The organism is Chromobacterium sp., assembly GCF_041912965.1.
Lineage (GTDB): Bacteria > Pseudomonadota > Gammaproteobacteria > Burkholderiales > Chromobacteriaceae > Chromobacterium > Chromobacterium aquaticum.
Window position 1 is genome coordinate 111,712 of record NZ_JAYSGF010000007.1, and the last position, 20,794, is coordinate 132,505.

Below are 20,794 nucleotides of genomic sequence, written 5' to 3' on the forward strand. Positions count from 1 at the left end.
TTTATGTTAATATTGAGAATGATTATCATTAATAAAACAAAACCGTGATGCCTTGCTCTCGCTTTTCTCTGCCTTGCCCCAATCCTATTTCCCTCGTTCAACATCCGCCGCGTTTCCGTCCCAAGGTCCTGGTCTTGAGCCTGGCCTGCCTGGCCACGCCCGCCGCCTGGGCGGAGGAGGCCGCCGGAAGGCTGGACACGGTGCACGTCAGCGCCGACGCGCCGCCCGCGCGGGTGGGCAGCAATAAGCTGAACCGCGAGGAGATCGAGCGGCCGCAGGCTCGCTCCCTGGCCGAGGTGCTGGACGCATTGCCCGGCGTCAATGCCGGCGGCTCGCCGCGCCCCGGCGGTCAGACCATCAATGTCTGGGGCTTCGATGCGGTTGAGCATGTCCCGGTTACATTGGATGGCACCGCTCAGAATTTTGATAAATACCAACAGGGCACATCATTTGTGGATCCTGAACTGTTGGGTTCGGTAGAGGTGTTGAAAGGCGGGCATTCTCCGTTCTATGGCAACGGCGCGTTTGGTGGCGTGGTCAAGGCGGAAACCAAAACAGTAAGCGAGTTGCTGTTGCCGGGTAAGTCGGTGGGTGGCTTCGCCAAGCTGTCTTATCAAGATAACGGCCATCGTTTTGGCCAGTCTTTGGCCGCTTATGCCGGCGGCGCCGGCAAGCCGCTGGATTTATTGGCTTACATCACGCACAGCCGTGGCGGCGATGGCGAGCAGGCTAATGGCCGCACCTATCATTTCTCGGGAGGCTCCCAACGTTCCGGGATGCTGAAGTTGACATGGCGGCCGGCGACTGGGCACCAGTTCAAGCTGGGCTTTGTGCAGCAAAGCGAGCAACTGAGAACGCCATGGGCGGCCCGTGGAGGCGACATCCCTGCGCCTACCGAATGGGAAATCCAAAAGCTGGGCTTGGAAGAGGCCTGGCTGAAGAAAACGGTATGGCGTGAGCAGGATGTTGACTCTGTGAGCGCCGAGTGGCGCTATGCCAGCCCGGACGTGTCGTGGCTGGATTGGCAACTGACTTATAGCCAATCCCGGCGTTTCCAGCATGATCGCCGTCCGGAAAGTGCGTGGAAGGTTGATTTTCGTAACTCTTACGGCCAGGACAGTTGGGTGACGCAACGCGACAAGACGCTGGAATTTCGTAACGTCGCCAATATAGGGGAAGGCTGGGCAAGTCAAACGATTACCACGGGGGTAAGTTGGTCGCAGAAAGATTGGGATCCCTTGTCCTATCTGGCGCCTCTGGCCAAAAACGCGGACTACAACTACGGTTGGATCAATCCATATGGCGCCTCCAAGGGCAAGGAAACCATGCGTTCCGCGTACTGGGTGCATGAGTGGCGACCACTGGAGGGGCTGAAGGTCGTGCCGTCGCTGCGTTATGACCACGTAGAACTGCAAGGGCGCCCCAATCTTGCTCCCATTTATAACGACGCATCGGCTGGGCATGACTACCGGCCAGTGAGTTATGCCGGATGGTCGCCGCGTCTGGCATTGGCTTGGCAGTTCGCGCCCGGTTGGACGATGGATGCGGCTTATGCCCATACTTGGCGAGCGCCTAATGTGGATGAGGTCTACCACGTTCAGACCTGGCGCTCCCAGCTGTCAGGCACCAGCCGTCAACTGAAGCCCGAAACTCTGAATGCTTTGCGCTTTGGGGTAAGTTTTGATGGGGAGGGCGTGCTGGCGGGAGGGGACCGGCTGTCTGCCTCTTTGGCTTGGTTCCAGCAAAACGTGCATGACAATATCTGGATGCGTCTGGGCAATAAGCGAACGGGTGATGCACCGGGTGTAGAGCCGCCGAAAGGCACGGGTTTCTACCGGAACCTACCTGGCTATGTGATTCAGGGGTTTGAACTGGATAGCCACTATCAGTGGAGTGGCTGGTTTGGCAGCCTCTCCTTGTCGGCCATGACGGGTCAGCATGCGCATAGCCTACGGGACCCCTGGGGTAAGTCCGAGCCTATGGTACAAATCCCTCCGCGCAAGGCGGTGCTGACGTTGGGGCATACCTTCCGTCAACTGGGGCTCACGGTGGGCGGGCAGGGCAAGTTTGTTCGGGCACAAGATAGGGTCCCGCAAGCGGTCAATCCTGAGGTGCTGTATGGCTTCGCCCCACAGCATGGCTATGCCTTGGCAGGGTTGTTCGCTAGCTGGCAGCCGACAGGCCGGCTTAAGGGCGTGGAGGTGAGGGCTGCGGTGGATAACCTGTTTAATCGGGAGTACACCCCCTACCTGACCGAGGGTGCCGAGGGCATGGGGCGGGCGATACGCACCAGCGTGTCCTGGCGCTTCTGATTGCTGGGAAAGGCTTGAGTCCGATTTGAGACCAGGAGGGGCCGCGCGCCCCTCCTTGCGTTACAATGGCGCTCCGAATCCCTAGCAAAGGAGCGCCTTCGTGTTCACCGGTATTGTCCAAGGCATGGCGGAAGTGGTCGCCATCACGGAGAAGCAGGACTTCCGTACTCATACGCTGCGCCTGCCGGCGGCCTTGCTGCCCGGCCTGGAGCTGGGCGCCTCGGTGGCTCATAACGGCTGCTGCCTCACCGTCACCGCCATCAACGGCGATCAAGTTTCCTTCGACCTGATGCGCGAAACCCTGCGCGTCACCAATCTGGGCCTGCTGCAAGTGGGCGACCGCGTCAATATCGAGCGCGCCGCGCGTTTCGGCGACGAAATCGGCGGCCACGCGATGTCCGGCCACATCATCTGCCTGGCCAAGGTGCTCAAGGTCATCGACCAGCCCGACAATCGCAGCGTCTGGTTCGAGCTGCCGTCCGAATACGGCAAATTCGTGTTCACCAAGGGCTATATCGGTATAGACGGCATCAGCCTGACCATAGGCGAGGTGGCGGACAACCGTTTCTGCGTGCACCTGATTCCGGAAACGCTGGAGCGCACCATCATCAAGTCGCGCAAGGTGGGCGATCTGATCAATATCGAAGTCGATCCGCAGACCCAGGCCATCGTGGAAACGGTGGAACGGGTGCTGGCCCAGCGCGGGACCGCGGCGTGAGCATGGCCGGCCGGCGCGTGCTGGCCTCCTGGAGCGGCGGCAAGGATTCCTGTCTGGCGCTGTGGCGCGCGGTGAGCGCCGGCGCCAGCCCGCAGGGCTTGCTGACCATGATGGACGAACACGGCCAGCGCTCGCGTTCGCACGGCGTGCGGCCGGAAGTGCTGGCTTTGCAGGCGGCGGCCCTGGGCCTGCCCTTGCGCGTGGGACGCGCGAGCTGGGACGGCTATGAAGCCGAGTTCATCGCCCGGCTTGGCGAGGCGCGCGCCGACGGCTGCGAGGCCGTGGTGTTCGGCGACATCGACCTGGACGCCCACCGCGAGTGGGAGGAAAAAGTCTGCGCCGCCGCCGGCGTGCAAGCCTGGCTGCCCTTGTGGCAGCAGCCGCGCGCCCAATTGGTGCGAGAATTCATCGATGCCGGCTTCAGCGCCCGCATCGTGGTGGTGAACACCCGGCTGGCGGACGCGCAATGGCTGGGCTGCGAGTTGAGCCACGAAGTGGTGGAGCGGATGCTGGCGGCGGGGTTGGACCCCTGTGCCGAAGCCGGCGAGTTTCATACCCTGGCGACGGCCGGGCCCTTGTTCGCGCGGCCATTGCGCTTGCGCGACGGCGAGATCCATCGCCATGGAGATTATGTCAGCCTGGACCTGTTGCCAGGCTGACAGCGAATTCACCGCGGGCGCCGGCCCGCGCTAAAAACAAGTGCTTACGAAGGAAAATGGAATGGCTATTTCCCCGATTCAGGACATTATCGCCGACATCAAGGCCGGCAAGATGGTGGTGCTGGTGGATGCCGAGGACCGCGAGAACGAAGGCGATCTGGTGATGGCGGCAGAGTTCGTCACCCCGGAGGCGATCAACTTCATGGCCAAGCACGGCCGCGGGCTGATCTGCCTGACGCTGACCGAAGAGCGCTGCCAGCAGTTGAACCTGCCGCTGATGGTCAGCAATAACGGCACTCCGTACAGCACCAACTTCACCGTCTCCATCGAAGCCGCCACCGGTGTGACCACCGGCATTTCCGCGGCGGATCGCGCCCGCACCGTGCAAGCGGCGGTGGCGCGGCTGGCCAAGCCGGCGGACCTGGTGCAGCCGGGTCACATCTTCCCGCTGAAGGCGCAAAAGGGCGGCGTGCTGATCCGCGCCGGCCATACCGAGGCCGGTTGCGACCTGGCGATGCTGGCCGGACTGGAGCCGGCCGGCGTGATCTGCGAGATCATGAACGACGATGGCACCATGGCGCGCTTGCCGGAGCTGCAGGCATTCGCGCGCGAGCATGATCTGAAAGTGGGCACCATCGCCGATCTGATCCAATACCGCAGCCGTACCGAGTCGCTGGTGGAAAAAGTGGGCCAGCGTCCGGTGGAAACCCCGTTCGGCTCCTTCGCGCTGCATGTGTTCCGCGACATCACCACCGGCGCCACCCATCTGGCCCTGGTCAAGGGCGAGATCCAGGCTCAGCGCGAAACCCTGGTGCGGGTGCATGAGCCCTTGTCGGTGATCGACGTGCTGGCGCCCTTGTGCAGCCAGCATTCCTGGACCGTGCCCAATGCGCTGGAAATGATAGAGGAGGCCGGCCACGGCGTGGTGGTGCTGCTGTATCGCGACGAAACCGGCGAGGCGCTGGCGCAGCGCGCGCTGGGCCTGGAGCAACAGAAACAGCGTTGGGACAGCAAGACCTTCGGCATCGGCGCGCAAATGCTCAAGGCGCTGGGCGTCGGCAAGATGAAGCTGATGACCTCGCCGGTCAGCCTGCCATCCATGACCGGTTTCGACCTGGAAGTCACCGGCTTCTGCCAGCCGGGCGCCTTCCACGTCGACGTGGAATGACCGGCCGCGCCATGGCTAAGCCCCGGGGATTGAGGTACAATCTCCGGTTTTCCGTAGTGATTCCGCCGCGAGGAACAAGATGCTTCAAGCTATCCAGCGTATAGAACCCGATCTGACGGGCAAGGGCCTGAAAATCGGTATTGTGATGGCGCGTTTCAACACCCCGGTTTGCGAAGGCCTGCGCGACGCCTGCCTGGGCGAGCTGGCCCGGCTGGGCGTGGACGCTCAAGACGTGACCCTGGCCACGGTGCCGGGCGCGCTGGAAGCGCCGCTGGTATTGCAGACCATGGCCAAGAGCGGCCGCTTCGACGCCTTGGTGGCGCTGGGAGCGGTGATCCGCGGCGAAACCTACCATTTCGAACTGGTGTCGAATGAATCCGGCGCGGGCGTGACCCGGGTCGGCCTGGACTTCGACATCCCGATCGCCAACGCGATTCTGACCACCGAAACCGATGAGCAGGCCGAAGTGCGCATGCTGGAGAAGGGTGGCGACGCCGCCCGCGTCGCGGTGGAGATGGCGAATCTGCGCAAGCGCATTTTGCGCGGCTGATCGGCTCCCGCCAAGATACCGGAGCCGGGCTTGCCCGGCTCACCGCTCTTTACAAGGAATACCGCTATGAAAACCGCCCGCCGCCGCGCTCGCGAATTTGCCATTCAGGGCATTTATGAGTGGGAGCTGAACCCGGATCGTCCGGCCTCCCTGATCGAAAAGCATCTGCGCGAGAACGAATACTTCGCCAAGGCCGATGAAGCCTTGTTCCGCGAAATCCTGTACGGCGTGCTGAAGGACGTGGGCGCGCTGTCCAAGCAGATCGGCCACTATTACGAACGCGCCGAGGACGAAGTCAGCCCGGTGGAGCGCGCGGTGCTGCTGATGGCCGCGCTGGAACTGACCCAGCATCCGGAAACCCCGTATCCGGTGATCATCAATGAAGCCATCGAGATCACCAAGACCTTCGGCGGCACCGACGGCCATAAATTCGTCAACGGCGTGCTGGACAAGCTGGCTGCCGAAGTCCGCGCCGACGAAGTGGCGTCGCAGAAGGCCCGTCGCCAGAACTGAGGCAGCGCAGCAGACGCGCTATCTGGTTAAAACACACCCGCGGCAGCGGGTGTTTTTGCATCGGACGCGCAGAAAGACCGCAATGAATGAATTTGAACTGATCCGCCGTTATTTCACCCGCCCGGCGCAGCGCGCGGTGCTGGGCGTGGGCGACGACGCCGCCATCCTGCGGCCGGCGGCGGACTGCGATCTGCATGTGTCGGTGGACATGTTGGTGCAAGACCGGCATTTCTTCGCCGACGTCGCGCCGCGGGCCTTGGGCCACAAGACGCTGGCGGTGAACTTGTCCGACATGGCGGCCATGGGCGCCGCGCCGCGCTGGGTGGTGCTGTCGCTGGCGCTGCCGGCGGCGGACGAGGCCTGGATCGCCGGTTTCGCCCAAGGTTTTTTCGAACTGGCCGAGCGCTACGGCGTGGACGTGGTCGGCGGCGATACCACGCGCGGCCCGTTGACGCTGTCGGTCACCGTCGGCGGCGAGACGCCGCGCGGCCAGGCTTTGCGCCGCGCGGCCGCGCGGCCGGGCGACGATATCTGGGTCAGCGGCGAGCTGGGCCTGGGGGCGATGGCGGTGCGCAGCCGGCTGGGCAAGATCGCGCCCTTGCCGGACGGCCTGCGCGAAGCGGCCTGGCGCAAGCTGGAATATCCGGAGCCGCGCATTGCGCTGGGCCAGGTGCTGCTGCCGCTGGCGCATGCCGCCGCCGACGTGTCGGACGGCTTGTTGTCGGACCTGGGGCACATCGCCGCCGCCTCGCAAGTGGCGGCGGAGGTTTGGGCCGACGCGCTGCCCTCGCATCCACAGGCGGAGGCGGCGCGCGGGCAATGGCTGGATTGCCTGGCCGCCGGCGGCGACGATTACGAACTGGTGTTCACCGCGCCGGCCGAGCGCCGCGCGCAGATCGAGGCCTGCGCCGCAACGGCCGGTTGCCGTCTCAGCCGCATCGGCCGCGTTGTCGCGGGTCAGGGCGTCAGCCTGCTGGACGGCGCTGGCACCATCACCAAACTGGGGAGCATCGGCTATGACCACTTCAACTGAGCGGGAAACGCTGAAACTGCAGCCGGACTGGCGTTTCGTGCTCAGCCATCCGGCCCATTTCCTGGCCTTCGGCTTCGGCAGCGGCCTGGCGCGCAAGGCGCCGGGCACTTGGGGCACGCTGGCCGCTTATCCCTTGTTCTTTGTGCTGAACGCGCTGGGGGTGCAAGGCCTGGCTTTGGCCGTGCTGTGTCTGCCCTTGTTCGTCGCCGGCATCTGGATCTGCGGCTACACCGGCAAGGCGCTGGGCGTGCACGACTACGGCGGCATCGTCTGGGACGAGATCGTCGCCATGCTGTTGGTGCTGGCGTTTACGCCGGCCACGCCGCTGGGCTGGCTGTTGGCTTTTGCGCTGTTCCGCCTGTTCGACATTCTCAAGCCCTGGCCGATACGCTGGCTGGATCGCCGCGTCGGCGGCGGCTTCGGCGTGATGGTGGACGACCTGCTCGCCGCGGCGTTCGCGCTGGCGGCGATGTGGCTGCTGCTGCGTGGCTGGCCGCTGTAGCGGGCAGCGCGGCGTGATGGAGAAAAAGGGGCGATAGCCCCTTTTTTTGCGACCGGCGGCGGGGTCCGGCTAGGCGATGTCAATGCGAGCGCGTACCATGTCAGGCTTTTTCATGCTCATGTTCTTGCCGCCGCGGCGGGGCATGGGACGGTATGGATTGAGTTTTGGAGGCCGTGCATGCGTTGGGATGGGAACCGGGAAAGCGATAATGTGGAAGATCGCCGTGGCGAAAGCGGCGGCGGGAGTGGCGGGGCGTTCGGCGTCGGCGCGGTCTTGATCGGCCTGGTGGCCTGGTTGGTGTTCGATGTCAACCCGCTGACGGTGATCAATCTGCTCAGTGAAATGGAACCGTCGGCCCAGCAGCAAGCCCCGGCCAGAGCGAGTGCGCCGGACGACCGCGACGCCAAGTTCATCCGCGTGATGCTGGCGGATACTGAGGACGTGTGGCGGCCCTTGTTCCAGGCGCAAGGTCAGCGTTACCAGCCACCCAAGCTGGTGATGTTCACAGCGGCGACACCGACGGCCTGCGGCCGCGGCGACGCGGCCATCGGTCCGTTCTACTGTCCCGGCGACGAGAAAATCTATATCGACCTGTCCTTCTTCCATACCCTGGGCCGGGAGTTGGGCGCGCCGGGCGAGTTCGCCCAGGCTTATGTGATCGCGCACGAGGTGGGGCATCATGTGCAGCATCAGCTCGGCATTTCCGCCAAGGTGGACGAGGAAATGGCGCGCAGCGGCAAGAGCCGCGCCAATGCCTTGTCGGTGCGGCTGGAGTTGCAGGCGGACTGTCTGGCCGGGGTATGGGGGCATCATGCCGATCAGGCGCGGCAAATCCTGGAGCAGGGCGACTTGGAGCAGGCGATGAACGCGGCGGCCAAGATTGGCGACGATGCCTTGCAGCGTTCGGCTGGGCGCGAGGTGGTGCCGGATTCCTTTACCCACGGCAGCGGCGAGCAGCGCGTGCGCTGGTTCCGCCGCGGCTTCGACAGCGGCGACATGGCGCAGTGCGATACCTTCCGCGCGCGGCGGCTGTAACAAGGAAATGAAAAAAGGGGCCGTTGGCCCCTTTTGTCATGCTTGTCGCCGAACTAGCGCACCACCACGGTGCAGGTGGTGCCCGCCACCAGCAGCTGTCCGGCCGGCAAGGCGTCCAGCTCGATGCGCACCGGCACTCGCTGCGCCAGGCGCACCCAGTTGAAAGTGGGATTGACGTCGGCCAGCAGTTCGCGGCCGGTGCCGGCGTCGCGGTCGGTGATGCCGCGGGCGATGCTGGCGACGTGGCCGCGCAGCGTGGGACCGCCGCTGAGCAGGGTGATGTCCACCTTGGCGCCGGGCTTGAGCAGCGGCAGCTTGGTTTCCTCGAAATAGCCTTCCACGCGGTAGGAATTGCGGTCTATCAGCGCCAGCTTGGGCGCCCCGACGGCGGCGAAGTCGCCGACGTGGACATTGAGATTAGTGACGAAGCCATCCACCGGCGCGCGCACCACGGTGCGTTCCAGATTGAGTTGGGCCAGATCGCGCGCGGCCAGCGCCGCCTGGTATTGGGAACCGGCGGCGGCGGCGGCGTAGGCCGCGGTTTCGCGGTTTTCCGCCGAGACCACCGCGCTATCCAGGCCGTTGCGGCGCGCGGCCTCCTGGCCACGGCGATTCTTCTCGGTGCGCTGGCCGGCCAGCGCGGCCTCGGCCTGGGTCAGCGCCGCGGCGTAGCGGGCGCGGTCCACCACGAAGAGCACATCGCCCTTGCGCACCGGCTGGTTGTCCTTGACCGCCACCTGGGTGACCAGGCCGGCGACGTCGGCGGACAGGGTGATCACGTCGGCGCGCACGCGGCCGTCGCGGGTCCATGGCGAGTGCATGTAATGATCCCATAGCGCCTTGCCCAGCCAGATGGCGAGCGCCAGCAGCAGCAAGGTGATCAGGTAGCGGATGAGGGTGTTTATTCGCATATTGATTATCCGGTTTGGTATTTCAGGGTGGGCCGGAGGCGCACTCAATAAAGCAGCAAGGCCAGGCTGCTGAACACGCAGATCAGCAGGCTGAGGCGGAACAAGGCCGGGTGCCAGACCCGGCGGTAGAGTCCGGCCCGGCCCAGCAGCCAGTCCAGCCCGGCCTGGCACAGCAGGCTGAACAGGAACAAGGGCAGCAGGGTGGGGATCAGGATGCCGAACACGGCGATTTCACGAGTCATGGTCGTTTCCTTCCGCGGCTTGTTCGGCCACGTCCAGCAATGAGGTATGGATCAGGTGCAGATCGGCCAGCGCGCGCTGAATCCGCGTGGCGCGGTCGGCGTCGGCCAGCGCCAGGTGGACGCGCAACACCGGTCCGGCCGCGCGCATGGTGGCGATGGCCTGCTGCAGCCGCTCCGGCGACGGCGCGGCGAAATAGCGCGCCAGCTGCGCCACCGTGTGCTCCAGATCGGCGCGCAACTGCGGCGATGGCGATTCCGCGGTCAGGGTGCGCAGATTGATCACCGCCAGGCCCAGTTCCAGCAGGGTGATGGCCTGGGCGGTGATGGTCTGTTTCAACTCGGTCTGGGCCGGGCTCAGCGTGTTCAGCAGATTGAGCAGGTCGCGGATGCGGTTCTCGTAACGCTGCTTCAGGTGCGGCAGCTTGGCGTCGCAGGCGCGGCGCGCCTCGCGCCACAGCGCCGCCGCGATGTGGCGCGGCGAGCCCATGGTGTGTTCGGGCAGCACCAGCTGAAAGAAAGCCGCCGCCAGCGCCAGCCCCAGGATGCGGGAGATGCTGTTGTTGAGGAAGGCGACGATGTCGTAATTCATCTGGTTCTGCGGATTGATCGCATTGGCCAGCACGATGGTCATGCCGGCGCCGATGCCGGCGTATTTGGGCAGGCATTTCAGATAACTGCCCAGCGCCAGAAAGGGCAGCAGGCCCAGCACCAGCATCGGGAAGCCATTGCCCTGGCTCAGCAGCCAGAACAGGCTGATATAGGCCAGCGGCGTGCCCAGCGCGAAGCCGGTCAGGAATTGCTTGACCATCAGCACCGGCCGCGGCGAGGAGGCGGCCAGGCCGCAGAGCACCGTGGCCAACAGCACCGCTTCCAGCGCGCTGGGCCAGGCCAGCCAATACCAGGCGATGGACAGGGTGCCCAGCGTCAGCGCCGCGCGCACGCCGCCGGCTATGGCCACCGGCAGCGGCGTGCCCGGCACATAGGCGGCCAGCGCGCTGATCTGCTGCGGCGTCTTGCTGGCGAAGCCGTGGTAGACGCCGACGAAGGCGTGCATTTCCTCGATGAAGCGGGTCAGCAGTTCGGTGGCGGTGTCGAAGTCTATGCGCCAGTGTTCCGCCTGTTCGCCGCCAGGCAGCTTTTCGCGCGCGGCGTCGATGCGGCGCGGCCAGTCAGCGCGCAGCCGGCCCAGCTGGACCACGGTGTCCTGCGCCTCGGCGGCGTTGCGCGCCGGGCCGTCGGCGTCGCTGAGCACGGCGGCCACCTCGGCGAACAGCGGCAGCAGCAGGCCGGGCAAGGGCGAATCCGTATCTCGGCGCAGCCGCTCCATTTGCCGGTGCAGGGTGTGGAAGGTGGTCAGCGCGGCCATGAAGGTGGCGTTGAAGGCGTGCAGCTGATTGCTGCGCGAACGCACATTGCCGGCCTCGAAGAAGGCGGTGGCGCGGCCGGCTTCCAGCGCGGCGATGTCGGCGGCGAACTTGAGCTGGGCCTGTTCCATGTCGCGGGCGTGCAGCTTCTGCGCCAGCGCGTCCTGGCACAGCAGGATGAAGCGCAGATAGCGGCCGCGCACATTGCTGACCACCTGCTCGGCCTGATAGCGCGGAAACACGATGTCGTAGACCACCGCGCTGCAGATCAGGCCCAGCGAGATTTCCGAGGCCCGGGTCACCGCCAGGTCGAACACCGCCAGCGGGCGATCTATCGCCGGCAACGCGATGATGCAGGCGGTGTAGCCGGCCAGCACGAAACCGTAGGAGCGCGAGTTGCGGTACAGGGTGGCGCAGCCGGCGCACAGTCCTATCCATAGCGACAGCGCCGCCAGCAGCAAGACCGGCTGCGAGGCCAGCATGCCGACCAGGATCAAGGCCGCCGCGCAGCCGGCCAGCGTGCCGAGCAGCCGGTAAAATCCTTTCTCCAGCACCAGGCCGCTTTGCGGCGAGCTGACGATGAGCACGGTGAGCAGCGCGGTGCCTGGCGAGTCGAAGCCCAGGCGGAAGGCCAGCCACAGCGCGGCGAAGCCGGCCAGCAGCGTCTTGAGGACAAAGATCCAGCGCTCGCCCTCCAGCCGCAGCCAATCACGGCTGGCGCCGCGCAGCGCCTGGCCCAGCAGCCGATGCCAGGCGGCGAGGCTAGCTGTGTTCATCGCTAGGCTCCGCCCGGTTCAGATTGCTGAGCTGGCGCAGGTAGTACTGCTCCTGCTGCTGCATCTCCTCGGCGCTGAAGCCGTCGAAGGTATTGCGCAGATTGCCCCAGACATCGGGCAGCAGCCGGCGTATGCATTCGCGTCCGGCGTCGTTGAGCGTCACCGTCACCGCGCGGCGATCGTCGCTGAGGCTGCCGCGGCGGATCAGGCCCTGCTTCTCCAGATCGTTGCAGATACGGGTCATATTGGCCGGTTTCTGCGAACAGGTTTCCGCCAGCGTGCCCGGCGTCATGGTTTCCTGTTCCGAGCCGTAGAGCACCGCCAGCACCAGATAGCTGCTTTCGGTCAGGCCATGCTTGCGCAGCGCGGCATTGGTCAGGTCCTGTATCCGTTTTTGCACATGGTAGTTCAGCCGTGTCAGCGTCAGCAGTTGCAGCGGGAATTCCGGGATTCTGGCCTTGACGCGCTGCAGGCGCTTGCTGGTTTCTTCGAAACGACTCATTGCGTGGCTCCGTTTTCGCTTGGGCTCAGGGTTTCAATGCCGCCGCCCAGCGCCGCCATCAGCGCGGCGTAACCATCCAGCCGCTGCGCCTGGGCCTGCGCTTGCTTCTGCCGCGCGGACAGTTGGCTCAGCCGCAGTTGCCGCACCGGGCTTTGGTCGCTGAGGCCGGCGCGATAGCTTTGCTCCGCCAGCGCCAGTTCGCGGTTGGCGGCGGCTAGCGCGCGATCGGCCTGTTCGGCCTGCTTGACCGTGGACTGGACATGGGCGATGGCGCTGGCGGTTTCGCTCAAGGCGTTGATCAATGTGGCGTTATAGCTTTCCACCGCCTGATCGTAGGCGGCGGTCTGGGCGCGCAGCTGGCCGCGCAGGCGGCCGCCTTCGAAGATAGGCAGGCTGATCGCCGGCGCGAAGCCGCGCAGCGCGGTGGCGGGGGAGATCAGATTGGCGAAGCCGATTCCCTGGTAGCCGGCGAAGGCGCTCAGATTGATATTGGGGTAGAAGGCGGCGCGGGCGACCTTGATGCGAGCGGCCTCGGCCTCCACCCGCCAGCGCTGCGCGCTCAGGTCCGGGCGCCGGCCCAGCAACTGGGCAGGAATGGTGGCCAGCGAGCTCAGCGGCTGTGCCAGGCTCAGCGTCGGGCGGCGCAGCCGGCCGGCGGCCTCCGGCGGCTGGCCGCTGAGAGCGGCCAACTGATTGCCCAGCGTGGCGATGCGTTCGTCTATCTGTTCGACTTGGGTGCGGCTGGGCGGTAGTCGGCCTTGCTGCTGCACCACTTCCGGTTCCGCCGCCAGCCCGGCGGCCTTGCGGCGCCGGCTGAGCTCCAGCAACGCCTGTTGCTGTTGCAGCGCGGCCGCGGCCAAGTCTTTTTGCTGGTATTGCTCGGCCAGTTGCAGATAGCCGCGCACGATCGCGGTTTCCAGGTTCAAGGCGCTGATCCTGGCGTCGGCCGCCGCCACCTGGGCATCGTTGAGCGAGGCGGTCAGCGCTTCGCGCTCACGCCCCCACAGGTCCAGGTCGTAGCTGACGCTGACCGTGGCGCGGGTCTGCCAGTCGTAGTTGCCATTGCCGATAGGCGATACCAGATTGTCCTCGGCGTGCAGCTGCCGTGTGCTCTGTCCTTGCGCGTTGACCTGGGGCAGCGTCGCGGCGGCGCTGACGTCGCTCAGCGCTTGCGCCTGGCGCAGCCGCGCGGCGGCGCCGCGCAGACCCGGATTGTCGCGCAAAGCCTGGCGGATCAGCGCTTCCAGTTGTGGGTCCCGCCACTGCCGCCACCACTCGGCGGCGGGCACGCCCGCCCATTCGGCAGGCGGAGCGGCGTGCAGTAGCGTGGATTGCGGCGCAACGGCATCCATGCCGGCGCAAGCGCTGAGCATGAGTGTCGCGGCCAGGGCGGCTACGGGGGCGGGAGCTAAGAACTTCATCTGGGGCTTTCTGGTATCACATCCGGTATATTTTATTTGTTGATATTACATTTGTAAAATACTATCCGCGCTTTGAAACAGCTCTATGACGAAGGAATTCTTGCTTCATCGCTGGCTGATCCAAATCAAGCGCATGTCATTAAGAATGGTCAACTAGATAATGACGAGTGTATTATTTGCTATTTGCTTATAAACACGGCAGACAAAACCGGATTCCGCCGCGCGGCGGAAGCGGCCTGCCTAGTCCTTGCGTCGATATTTTTGGAGACATCATGCCAGCCGGTCTTTCCTTGAAGCAGCGTCTGCTGTTCTTGATTTGTAGCGTGATTGCGCTGACTTGCCTATTGGGTGGCCTGGTGCTGCGCAGCATGCACCAACAGATGATGACGGATCGTCAGGAACTGATCCGCGGACAAGTGGAGAACGCGCTCAGCCTGGTGGCCAGCTACGAGGAGCGGGCGGCCGCCGGCGCGCTGCCGGAGGCGGAGGCACAGCGCCAGGCGTTGCTGGCGCTGACCCGGCTGCGTTTCGCCGGCAAGGAGTACTTCTTTACTCTGAACAAGGATCTGGTCTGGCTCGCGCACGGCGTCAATCCCAAGCTGATAGGCAAGGATATGCACGCGGTGAAGGATTCCGACGGCAACAGCCTGGGCGCTACTTTCGACCGCACGCTGCGCGATGGGCGCGGCCGCGGCTTCGCCGAGTTCGTCTGGGATAAGCCGGGCTCGGCCGAACCGCAGCCCAAGCTGGCTTACCTGCAAGCCAGCCCGCGTTGGGGCTGGGTGGTGGGCACCGGCCTGTACATGGACGATGTGTGGGCGGCCTTGCGCGGGCAGTTGCTGAGCGTGGCGGCCCAAGTGCTGCTGATCGCCGCGGTATGCGGCGGGCTGGGCTGGTGGTTGTTCCGCAGCGTGACGCGGCAGCTGGGCGCCGAACCGGCGCGCGCGGCCGAAGTGGTGCGCCAGATCGCCGGTGGCCGGCTGGACGCGGCGGTGCCGGTCAGCGCTGGCGACGAGGACAGCCTGATGGCCAATATCGCGCATATGCAGCGGGCGCTGCGGCAGATGATAGCCGACATCGTGGCCAGCGCCGGCGAACTGGGGCGCTTGAGCGGGGAAGTGGTGGCCGGCGCGCAGGCGGTGGCGGACAACTCGCACCAGCAAAGCGAGAGCGCCACGTCGATGGCGGCGTCTATCGAGGAACTGACGGTCAGCATCAACCATATTTCCCAATACGCCCAGGACGCGCGCGAGGTATCGCAGCGCTCCGGCAGCCTGTCCGACCAGGGCGGCGAGGTGATCGCCAAGGCCGTGGCCGAGATGAAGGGCATCAGCGATACCGTGGATCTGACCGCCGGCGCGATTTCCGCGCTGGCGGACAAGACCGCCACCATTTCCAGCATCATGCAGGTGATCAAGGACATCGCCGATCAGACCAATCTGCTGGCCTTGAACGCGGCGATCGAGGCGGCGCGCGCCGGCGAGACCGGGCGCGGCTTCGCGGTGGTGGCCGACGAGGTGCGCAAGCTGTCCGAGCGCACCGCGCAAGCCACCGAGGAAATCGCCGGCATGATAGACGAGATCCAGCTCAGCTCCGATCAGTCGCGCGCCAATATGAGCCAGACCGTGGAGCGGGTGCGCACCGGCTTGGCGCTGGCGGAACAGGGCGGCGAAATGATCCAGCAGATACGCGGCAGCGCCGGCCAGGTGGTGCAAGTGGTGCGCGATATCTCCCATGCGCTGCAGGAGCAGGGCGTGGCCAGTCAGGACATCGCCCGTCACGTGGAGCAGATCGCCCAGGTGGCGGCCGGCAACGCCACCGCGGCGACCCAGGCGTCCAGCGGCATCCAGAGCATGGACGAAGTGACTGGTGGCCTGCGGCAGACGGTGGCCGGTTTTCAGGTATAGGCGTCGCTGCTTTCAATGTCCTTTTCCATGCATCCCGCCGACGCGCGGCAGACTTTGAACAGGTTTTTAGAAGAACTCGTCCAGTAGTTGGTAGAAGGCGATGCGACTCGGGTCCGGCTGGATGCCGTAACGCAGCAGGAAGGGCGAGACCCAGCGCGGGCCGAGTTCAGTGGCGATGTCGCGCGCAGCCAGCGCCAGGTCCTGGTGGCGGTCGGCCACGCCCAGGCGGCCGCAGTCGATGAAGCCGCTGAAGCGGCCGTCCTCGGCCAGCAGATTCGGCAGGCAGGCGTCGCCGTGAGTGAGGACCAGATCCTCGCGCTGCGGGCGGCTGGCCAGTAATTGCGCGAATACCGCCGCCGGCGTCTGGCCCAGCCGTTCTTCGTCGAAGTCCTCGGCGTCGACGCAGCCGGCCTCCAGTCGTTGCCGGGCCGCAGCGATGCGCGCGTCGGCGCGATGGTCGAAGGGGCAGCCGGCGACGGGTAGGCGGTGCAGGCTCAGCAGCGCGTCGGCGATGATGCGCACCGTCGCCTCCGGCTCCAGCCCGCAATCCAGCAGATTCTTGCCCGGCACCGCGCTCAGCAGCGCCCAGTCACGGCCGGCGCAGCGCGTCGCGTCCAGCACTTGCGGGCAGGGCAGGCCGTTGTCGGCCAGCCAGCGCAGCCGGGCGATCTCGCCGTCCAGCTCCGCCAGCGGCCCGGCCGCTTCGGTTTTGGCGAATAGCGCGGGTTGGCCCGGCGCTTGCAGCCGGAACACCGCGGCATTGGAGTCGCCGTCGTTCTGCCGGGTCCAGGCGTAGCCGTCCAGCCGCTCCCGCCAGGCGGCGGGAGGGCTCAGAGTGTTGTCCTGTTGTGTCATCGTGTTCCTGTCGGGCGATGGCCCGGTTTTTTTTAACGGAAGTGTGCGCGCGGCGATAGGGGCGAACCCGGTTTGCCGCTACAATACCGCCTCGTTGAATAGACACCAACCCGTACTGGAATTCAAGATGTTGCGCATTACCGAATTGAAACTGCCGCTGGACCACGCTCCGGAGGCTTTGAACACCGCGATCGCCGCCTACCTGGGCGTGGCGGAGTCGCAGATCCGCGAAGTCTTGGTCTTCAAGCGCAGCTACGACGCGCGCAAGGGCATGATGAATCTGGCCTATATCGTCGATATCGACGTGGCCGACGAGGCCAGGCTGTTGACGCGCTTCAAGTCCGATCCGCATGTGATGGAGACTCCGGACACCAATTACCATTTCGTCGGTCAGGCGCCGGAAAACCTGGAGCGCCGCCCGGTGGTGGTCGGTTTCGGTCCCTGTGGCATCTTCGCCGCGCTGCTGCTGGCGCAGATGGGCTTCAAGCCCATCGTGCTGGAGCGCGGCAAGAAAGTGCGCGAGCGCACCAAGGACACCTGGGGCCTGTGGCGCAAGAATGTGCTGAACCCGGAGTCCAATGTGCAGTTCGGCGAAGGCGGCGCCGGCACCTTCTCCGACGGCAAGCTGTACAGCCAGATCAAGGATCCGCGTCATCTCGGCCGCAAAGTGCTGACCGAGTTCGTCAAGGCCGGCGCGCCGGAGGAAATCCTCTATGTCGCCAAGCCGCATATCGGCACTTTCCGCCTGGTGAGCATGGTGGAGAAAATGCGTGCCGAGATCGAGGCGCTGGGCGGCGAGATCCGTTTCCAGCAGCGCGTTGTCGACATTCATCTTGAAGACGGGCCGGACGGCCGCAAGGTGGCGCGCGGCCTGACCCTGGCCGGCGGTGAGCAGATCCGCGCCGACCATATCGTGCTGGCGCTGGGCCACAGCGCGCGCGACACCTTTGAAATGCTGCACGGCCACGGCGTGTTCATGGAGGCCAAGCCGTTCTCGGTGGGCTTCCGCATCGAGCACCCGCAAACGCTGATCGACAAGGCGCGCTGGGGCAAGTACGCCGGCCATCCGCTATTGGGCGCGGCGGATTACAAGCTGGTGCACCACGCCGCCAACGGCCGCGCGGTATACAGCTTCTGCATGTGCCCGGGCGGCCAGGTGGTGGCCGCCACCTCGGAAGAAGGCCGGGTGGTGACCAATGGCATGAGCCAGTATTCGCGCGCCGAGCGCAATGCCAACTCCGGCCTGGTGGTCAGCATCAATCCGAACGACTACCCAGGCGGCCCGCTGGCCGGCATCGCTTTCCAGCGTGAGTTGGAAAGCCGCGCCTATGTGCTGGGCGGCGGCACTTACGAAGCGCCGGCGCAACTGGTCGGCGATTTCCTGGCCGGCAAGCCGTCAAGCGGGGTCGGTTCGGTGGAACCGTCCTATCAGCCTGGCGTGCATTGGACCGACCTGGCGGCGGCCTTGCCGGATTATTGCATCGAGGCGATGCGCGAGGCCTTGCCGGCCTTCGGCAAGAAAATACGCGGCTACGATATGCACGACGCGGTGCTGACCGGGGTGGAAACCCGCACCAGCGCGCCATTGCGCATCACTCGCGGCGAGGATTGCCAGAGTCTGAACGTGCGTGGCCTGTATCCGGCCGGCGAAGGCGCCGGCTATGCCGGCGGGATCCTGTCCGCCGGCGTCGACGGCATCAAGGTGGCGGAAGCGGTGGCGCAGGCGGTGCAGGCCGAGCGCCATAAAGCCTGAGTTAGTCCAGGATCATCCCGCGCGCAGCTAGCTCATTAATGCGCGCGAACGGCCCGCTTGCGCGGGCCGTTGCTTTATGTGGCGATGGAGAAGAAAGCGCGCTCAGGCATTTTGAGCGGACCGGGCCGGCCGTCTGGGCCAGGACCATAAGGGCGGAGCGCCTTCCGGCCGACGCCGCTCCAGCAGCAGCCACAGGCTTATCGCCGCCATCAAGGGCAGATGGCCGCCACCGCCGAGCAGCGGCGGCAGCATCCAGGCCCAGCAAGCGCCGACGCACCAGACGCCGCCGGCGAGGCCGCTACGCAGCGCGGACCAGGCGGCCGGCCAACCGAACGGGGATAGCCGCGGTTGGCGGTGGCAGGCCCGCAGGCTGTAGAGCCGCGGCGGCGCAGCCTGCCAGAGCCAGGCGATGGCGCAGGCGGCGGCGAAGGCCTGCCACGGCGCGACGCTGAAGGTCAGCAGCGCCAGGCCCAGCAAGTGCAGCGGCAGGCCGGCGGCGAGCCAGGGCAGCAGATAGCCGCAGCAATACAGCGCCAGCGCCAGCGCGCGCTTGCGCGCCAGGCTGCGCAGCCACAGCTGCCGCAGCGGATCGGCCAGCAGCGGCGCCATCATCGCCAGCAGCATCAGCAGCCAGGACGGCAGCCATTGCATCGGCGGATTGAGCCACAGCGTGGCCAGCAGCGCGTCCCAGCCGCCGCCGGGGCGCTCCAGGACCCAGGCGCCGCAATAGCCCGGCGCGGCCAGCCGCCGCTCCAGCGCGAGCAGGCCGAGCCAGCCCAGCAGGCTGGCGCACAGCAGCGGCCAGGGCGTGTCGCGCAGCGCGGCGAGCAGGGTCTTGAGCGGCATCGGGCGTCAAGCGCTATTGGCCATGGCGGTAGACGCTGATGCGGCCTATCGTCACCTCGTCGTCGTCCTCGATATCGGACACCGGCACCAGTTGCACTTCCATCGGCGCCGTGTCCAGCGTCTGGCTCTGGCACATGCGATCGACGATGTCGGTGATCTCCAGCACCTGGCTGACGCCATTGCCGCCATGTTCGGCCTGCGAAGCCTTGCGCGCGCCGAACAGGGCGATGGTGCCGGCCAGGTTCTGCGGGTATTGCGCCGGATCGGCGCCCGGGGGCAGGCCGACGTAGACGTTGAAGGTGCCGCCGTCCACCTTGCAGCGGATGTTTTCCAGGCTGAGGAAGACCCGGTCCGGCTCTTGCGGCGGCGCGGCGTTCTGCGGCGCCTGCAGCTGGCGGGTGGCGGCCTGGCTGGCCTGGAAGCTGCTCAGCACCTTGTTCTTGGCGCCGCTGTCCAACTGCATCTGCGCGTGGACGGTGTTGTTGCTCAGCTTGATCGCCGCGGTGTTGGCACCCAGCAGCTCGGTTTTCGGATTGTTCGCCATGGTGCTTGCCGCCGCGATATCGGGATGGACCGCCGCCAGCGTCTGCATGCGCTGCGCGACGCGGCTGGCGCCGCCAAGGGGGTCAGATACGTCCTGATAAACGTAGTTCAGATTCGGCGCCTGGGTGTTGAGCACATCCTTGGCGACGAAGGTGTAGCCGCTGCCGCTGGGACGCGGCATCGCGAACTTGCGGTTGACCGGGCCTTCCAGCCAATTATCGCTGCCGGGGTTCTGATGGCCGGGGTTGCGGTTCAGCCATACCTGCCATAGCCGGTCGATATTGGAGTGATGGATCCAGAACACCGGGTCCAGGCCGGCCAGGTCCGGGTCCGACATCAGGCCGTTGCGGCCGCCGATATTGGTGTGCACCGGATTGTGCGGCAGGTTTTCCAGGCCGCCGCTATTGCCGCCGCCATGCCAGAACGGCGTTTGCGGCCCGCCGTAGCCCGGCGGGATGCCGTTGGCGGTGCCGATGAATTGCGCGTCCTTCAAGGCGGTGAGCTGCACGGTTTCCGGGCGCAGCGTGATGTGGTTGGGCTGATTGTTCCAGCCATAGCGCTGCGCCAGCCATAATGGATTGGCGCTGCCGTCCGGCAAGGTCTTGGACTGGAAACAGGTGGGTAGGTCGCGCGCCTTGGCATTGGCGCTGTCGCTGTAGTTCCAGTAGGGCAAGGCCCAGTCGGCGGGGCCGCCGAGCTTGACGATTTCGGCCTGCACGATGGCCTCGAAGGCGGCCAGATAGCCTCGGTGCCAAGGCATGAAATACCAACTCTGGTGCTGGCATTGCCGCCAATAGGTGTTTTGATCTGCCGGGCTGGGCAGCGCTTCGCCGGCTTGCAAATAGCCGTGCTGCTGCCAAAGCTGGGAGTCGAAGCCGTGGATGGCGGCCAGATAGCGCCAGCTGGTCGGATCCTTGATCGGCCGTTTCTGCATTTCCCTGACCGCGCGCGCGTACCACAGCACGATGGGATCCCAGGGATTGCTCATTTTCAAGATGTCTTTGCGAACGCGAACCATGTCGCTCTCCTCGATGCGGACGCCGTTCGGGGCGGTCATGGCGGGAGTGGCATGGCCGGAGCGGAGGCGGTGTATTCGGATTAGCAAAGCATGGCTGGTTCGAACTGTCCTAAAGTACGGTTTTTGCCTGGTGGGAACTACTTATTGAAAGTGTTTTATTTTGAAT

Annotated in this window: 19 protein-coding genes; 11 read left to right on the forward strand and 8 right to left on the reverse strand. The window is 65.5% G+C overall.

Translation table 11 applies throughout. From position 1 onward, the window contains the following. Positions 1-134: 134 nt before the first annotated feature. The 9 genes from ACE3QM_RS05735 to ACE3QM_RS05775 all read left to right on the forward strand — a co-directional run bounded on the left by ACE3QM_RS05735 (position 135) and on the right by ACE3QM_RS05775 (position 8,490). Positions 135-2,312 carry a TonB-dependent hemoglobin/transferrin/lactoferrin family receptor gene (locus ACE3QM_RS05735; protein WP_374420849.1) on the forward strand — a complete coding sequence of 726 codons (2,178 nt, stop codon included), beginning with the start codon at positions 135-137 and terminating at the stop codon, positions 2,310-2,312. A 100-nt stretch (positions 2,313-2,412) separates the two neighbouring features. Then, positions 2,413-3,030 (forward strand): riboflavin synthase, encoded by a 618-nt coding sequence (locus ACE3QM_RS05740; protein ID WP_048411516.1) that lies wholly within the window; start codon positions 2,413-2,415, stop codon positions 3,028-3,030. 2 nt (positions 3,031-3,032) lie between these two features. Next, positions 3,033-3,689: a diphthine--ammonia ligase gene (locus tag ACE3QM_RS05745; protein ID WP_374420888.1), complete on the forward strand. Its 657-nt coding sequence runs from the start codon at positions 3,033-3,035 to the stop codon at positions 3,687-3,689. Between the two features lie 61 nt (positions 3,690-3,750). Continuing rightward, the gene (ribBA, locus tag ACE3QM_RS05750; RefSeq protein WP_048411518.1) at positions 3,751-4,857 is read left to right on the forward strand and encodes a bifunctional 3,4-dihydroxy-2-butanone-4-phosphate synthase/GTP cyclohydrolase II; all 1,107 of its coding nucleotides are present in this window, start codon (positions 3,751-3,753) and stop codon (positions 4,855-4,857) included. 79 nt (positions 4,858-4,936) lie between these two features. Next, positions 4,937-5,407 carry a 6,7-dimethyl-8-ribityllumazine synthase gene (gene ribH, locus ACE3QM_RS05755; RefSeq protein ID WP_048411519.1) on the forward strand — a complete coding sequence of 157 codons (471 nt, stop codon included), beginning with the start codon at positions 4,937-4,939 and terminating at the stop codon, positions 5,405-5,407. Between the two features lie 66 nt (positions 5,408-5,473). Then, entirely contained in the window at positions 5,474-5,920 is a 447-nt protein-coding gene (gene nusB / locus ACE3QM_RS05760; RefSeq protein ID WP_081547192.1) for a transcription antitermination factor NusB, read from the forward strand. Positions 5,921-6,002: 82 nt separating this feature from the next. Further along, the gene (gene thiL, locus ACE3QM_RS05765; RefSeq protein WP_374420852.1) at positions 6,003-6,953 is read left to right on the forward strand and encodes a thiamine-phosphate kinase; all 951 of its coding nucleotides are present in this window, start codon (positions 6,003-6,005) and stop codon (positions 6,951-6,953) included. Next, on the forward strand, positions 6,937-7,455 hold the full coding sequence (locus tag ACE3QM_RS05770; protein ID WP_231465617.1) for a phosphatidylglycerophosphatase A: 519 nt from the start codon (positions 6,937-6,939) through the stop codon (positions 7,453-7,455). Before thiL ends, ACE3QM_RS05770 begins: the two co-directional genes overlap by 17 nt. A 177-nt stretch (positions 7,456-7,632) precedes the next feature. Beyond that, complete coding sequence (locus ACE3QM_RS05775) at positions 7,633-8,490, forward strand: neutral zinc metallopeptidase (RefSeq protein WP_374420854.1); 858 nt, start codon at positions 7,633-7,635, stop codon at positions 8,488-8,490. Positions 8,491-8,543: 53 nt separating this feature from the next. Here the strand turns inward: ACE3QM_RS05775 and ACE3QM_RS05780 are convergent, their stop codons facing one another. Genes ACE3QM_RS05780 through ACE3QM_RS05800 form a run of 5 tightly spaced genes read right to left on the reverse strand, consistent with a single transcriptional unit; the run spans position 8,544 to position 13,658 of the window. Further along, positions 8,544-9,401 carry an efflux RND transporter periplasmic adaptor subunit gene (locus ACE3QM_RS05780; RefSeq protein ID WP_048411524.1) on the reverse strand — a complete coding sequence of 286 codons (858 nt, stop codon included), beginning with the start codon at positions 9,399-9,401 and terminating at the stop codon, positions 8,544-8,546. 44 nt (positions 9,402-9,445) lie between these two features. Then, positions 9,446-9,643, reverse strand: coding sequence for a DUF1656 domain-containing protein (locus ACE3QM_RS05785; RefSeq protein ID WP_048411525.1), 198 nt, complete (start codon positions 9,641-9,643; stop codon positions 9,446-9,448). Continuing rightward, positions 9,633-11,783 (reverse strand): FUSC family protein, encoded by a 2,151-nt coding sequence (locus ACE3QM_RS05790; protein ID WP_374420857.1) that lies wholly within the window; start codon positions 11,781-11,783, stop codon positions 9,633-9,635. The genes ACE3QM_RS05785 and ACE3QM_RS05790 overlap by 11 nt, the downstream gene beginning before the upstream one ends. Continuing rightward, positions 11,770-12,285 (reverse strand): MarR family winged helix-turn-helix transcriptional regulator, encoded by a 516-nt coding sequence (locus tag ACE3QM_RS05795; RefSeq protein ID WP_048411526.1) that lies wholly within the window; start codon positions 12,283-12,285, stop codon positions 11,770-11,772. The genes ACE3QM_RS05790 and ACE3QM_RS05795 overlap by 14 nt, the downstream gene beginning before the upstream one ends. Next, positions 12,282-13,658, reverse strand: coding sequence for an efflux transporter outer membrane subunit (locus ACE3QM_RS05800; RefSeq protein ID WP_374420860.1), 1,377 nt, complete (start codon positions 13,656-13,658; stop codon positions 12,282-12,284). Before ACE3QM_RS05800 ends, ACE3QM_RS05795 begins: the two co-directional genes overlap by 4 nt. Positions 13,659-13,978: 320 nt before the next feature. Between ACE3QM_RS05800 and ACE3QM_RS05805 the strand changes: the two genes are divergently transcribed. Continuing rightward, the gene (locus ACE3QM_RS05805; RefSeq protein WP_374420862.1) at positions 13,979-15,613 is read left to right on the forward strand and encodes a methyl-accepting chemotaxis protein; all 1,635 of its coding nucleotides are present in this window, start codon (positions 13,979-13,981) and stop codon (positions 15,611-15,613) included. A 66-nt stretch (positions 15,614-15,679) separates the two neighbouring features. Here ACE3QM_RS05805 and ACE3QM_RS05810 read toward each other — a convergent pair whose 3' ends face one another. Then, entirely contained in the window at positions 15,680-16,468 is a 789-nt protein-coding gene (locus ACE3QM_RS05810) for an APH(3')-II family aminoglycoside O-phosphotransferase (RefSeq protein WP_374420865.1), read from the reverse strand. Positions 16,469-16,595: 127 nt separating this feature from the next. On the opposite strand from ACE3QM_RS05810, the gene ACE3QM_RS05815 reads away from it, so the two are divergent. Beyond that, on the forward strand, positions 16,596-18,221 hold the full coding sequence (locus tag ACE3QM_RS05815) for an NAD(P)/FAD-dependent oxidoreductase (protein WP_374420867.1): 1,626 nt from the start codon (positions 16,596-16,598) through the stop codon (positions 18,219-18,221). 102 nt (positions 18,222-18,323) lie between these two features. Here ACE3QM_RS05815 and ACE3QM_RS05820 read toward each other — a convergent pair whose 3' ends face one another. Both ACE3QM_RS05820 and ACE3QM_RS05825 read right to left on the reverse strand, forming a co-directional pair. Continuing rightward, positions 18,324-19,067: a DUF2182 domain-containing protein gene (locus tag ACE3QM_RS05820; RefSeq protein ID WP_374420869.1), complete on the reverse strand. Its 744-nt coding sequence runs from the start codon at positions 19,065-19,067 to the stop codon at positions 18,324-18,326. A gap of 13 nt (positions 19,068-19,080) precedes the next feature. Continuing rightward, the gene (locus ACE3QM_RS05825; RefSeq protein ID WP_374420871.1) at positions 19,081-20,628 is read right to left on the reverse strand and encodes a tyrosinase family protein; all 1,548 of its coding nucleotides are present in this window, start codon (positions 20,626-20,628) and stop codon (positions 19,081-19,083) included. Positions 20,629-20,794: the final 166 nt, after the last annotated feature.

Coding starts and splice junctions, on each gene's coding strand:
- ACE3QM_RS05785 (WP_048411525.1), bottom strand. CDS start 9,643: ATGACTCGTGAAATCGCCGTGTTCGGCATCCTGATCCCCACCCTGCTG.
- ribH (WP_048411519.1), top strand. CDS start 4,937: ATGCTTCAAGCTATCCAGCGTATAGAACCCGATCTGACGGGCAAGGGC.
- ACE3QM_RS05820 (WP_374420869.1), bottom strand. CDS start 19,067: ATGCCGCTCAAGACCCTGCTCGCCGCGCTGCGCGACACGCCCTGGCCG.
- ACE3QM_RS05770 (WP_231465617.1), top strand. CDS start 6,937: ATGACCACTTCAACTGAGCGGGAAACGCTGAAACTGCAGCCGGACTGG.
- nusB (WP_081547192.1), top strand. CDS start 5,474: ATGAAAACCGCCCGCCGCCGCGCTCGCGAATTTGCCATTCAGGGCATT.
- ACE3QM_RS05815 (WP_374420867.1), top strand. CDS start 16,596: ATGTTGCGCATTACCGAATTGAAACTGCCGCTGGACCACGCTCCGGAG.
- ACE3QM_RS05790 (WP_374420857.1), bottom strand. CDS start 11,783: ATGAACACAGCTAGCCTCGCCGCCTGGCATCGGCTGCTGGGCCAGGCG.
- ACE3QM_RS05805 (WP_374420862.1), top strand. CDS start 13,979: ATGCCAGCCGGTCTTTCCTTGAAGCAGCGTCTGCTGTTCTTGATTTGT.
- ACE3QM_RS05775 (WP_374420854.1), top strand. CDS start 7,633: ATGCGTTGGGATGGGAACCGGGAAAGCGATAATGTGGAAGATCGCCGT.
- ACE3QM_RS05825 (WP_374420871.1), bottom strand. CDS start 20,628: ATGGTTCGCGTTCGCAAAGACATCTTGAAAATGAGCAATCCCTGGGAT.
- thiL (WP_374420852.1), top strand. CDS start 6,003: ATGAATGAATTTGAACTGATCCGCCGTTATTTCACCCGCCCGGCGCAG.
- ribBA (WP_048411518.1), top strand. CDS start 3,751: ATGGCTATTTCCCCGATTCAGGACATTATCGCCGACATCAAGGCCGGC.
- ACE3QM_RS05810 (WP_374420865.1), bottom strand. CDS start 16,468: ATGACACAACAGGACAACACTCTGAGCCCTCCCGCCGCCTGGCGGGAG.
- ACE3QM_RS05800 (WP_374420860.1), bottom strand. CDS start 13,658: ATGCTCAGCGCTTGCGCCGGCATGGATGCCGTTGCGCCGCAATCCACG.
- ACE3QM_RS05745 (WP_374420888.1), top strand. CDS start 3,033: ATGGCCGGCCGGCGCGTGCTGGCCTCCTGGAGCGGCGGCAAGGATTCC.
- ACE3QM_RS05795 (WP_048411526.1), bottom strand. CDS start 12,285: ATGAGTCGTTTCGAAGAAACCAGCAAGCGCCTGCAGCGCGTCAAGGCC.
- ACE3QM_RS05780 (WP_048411524.1), bottom strand. CDS start 9,401: ATGCGAATAAACACCCTCATCCGCTACCTGATCACCTTGCTGCTGCTG.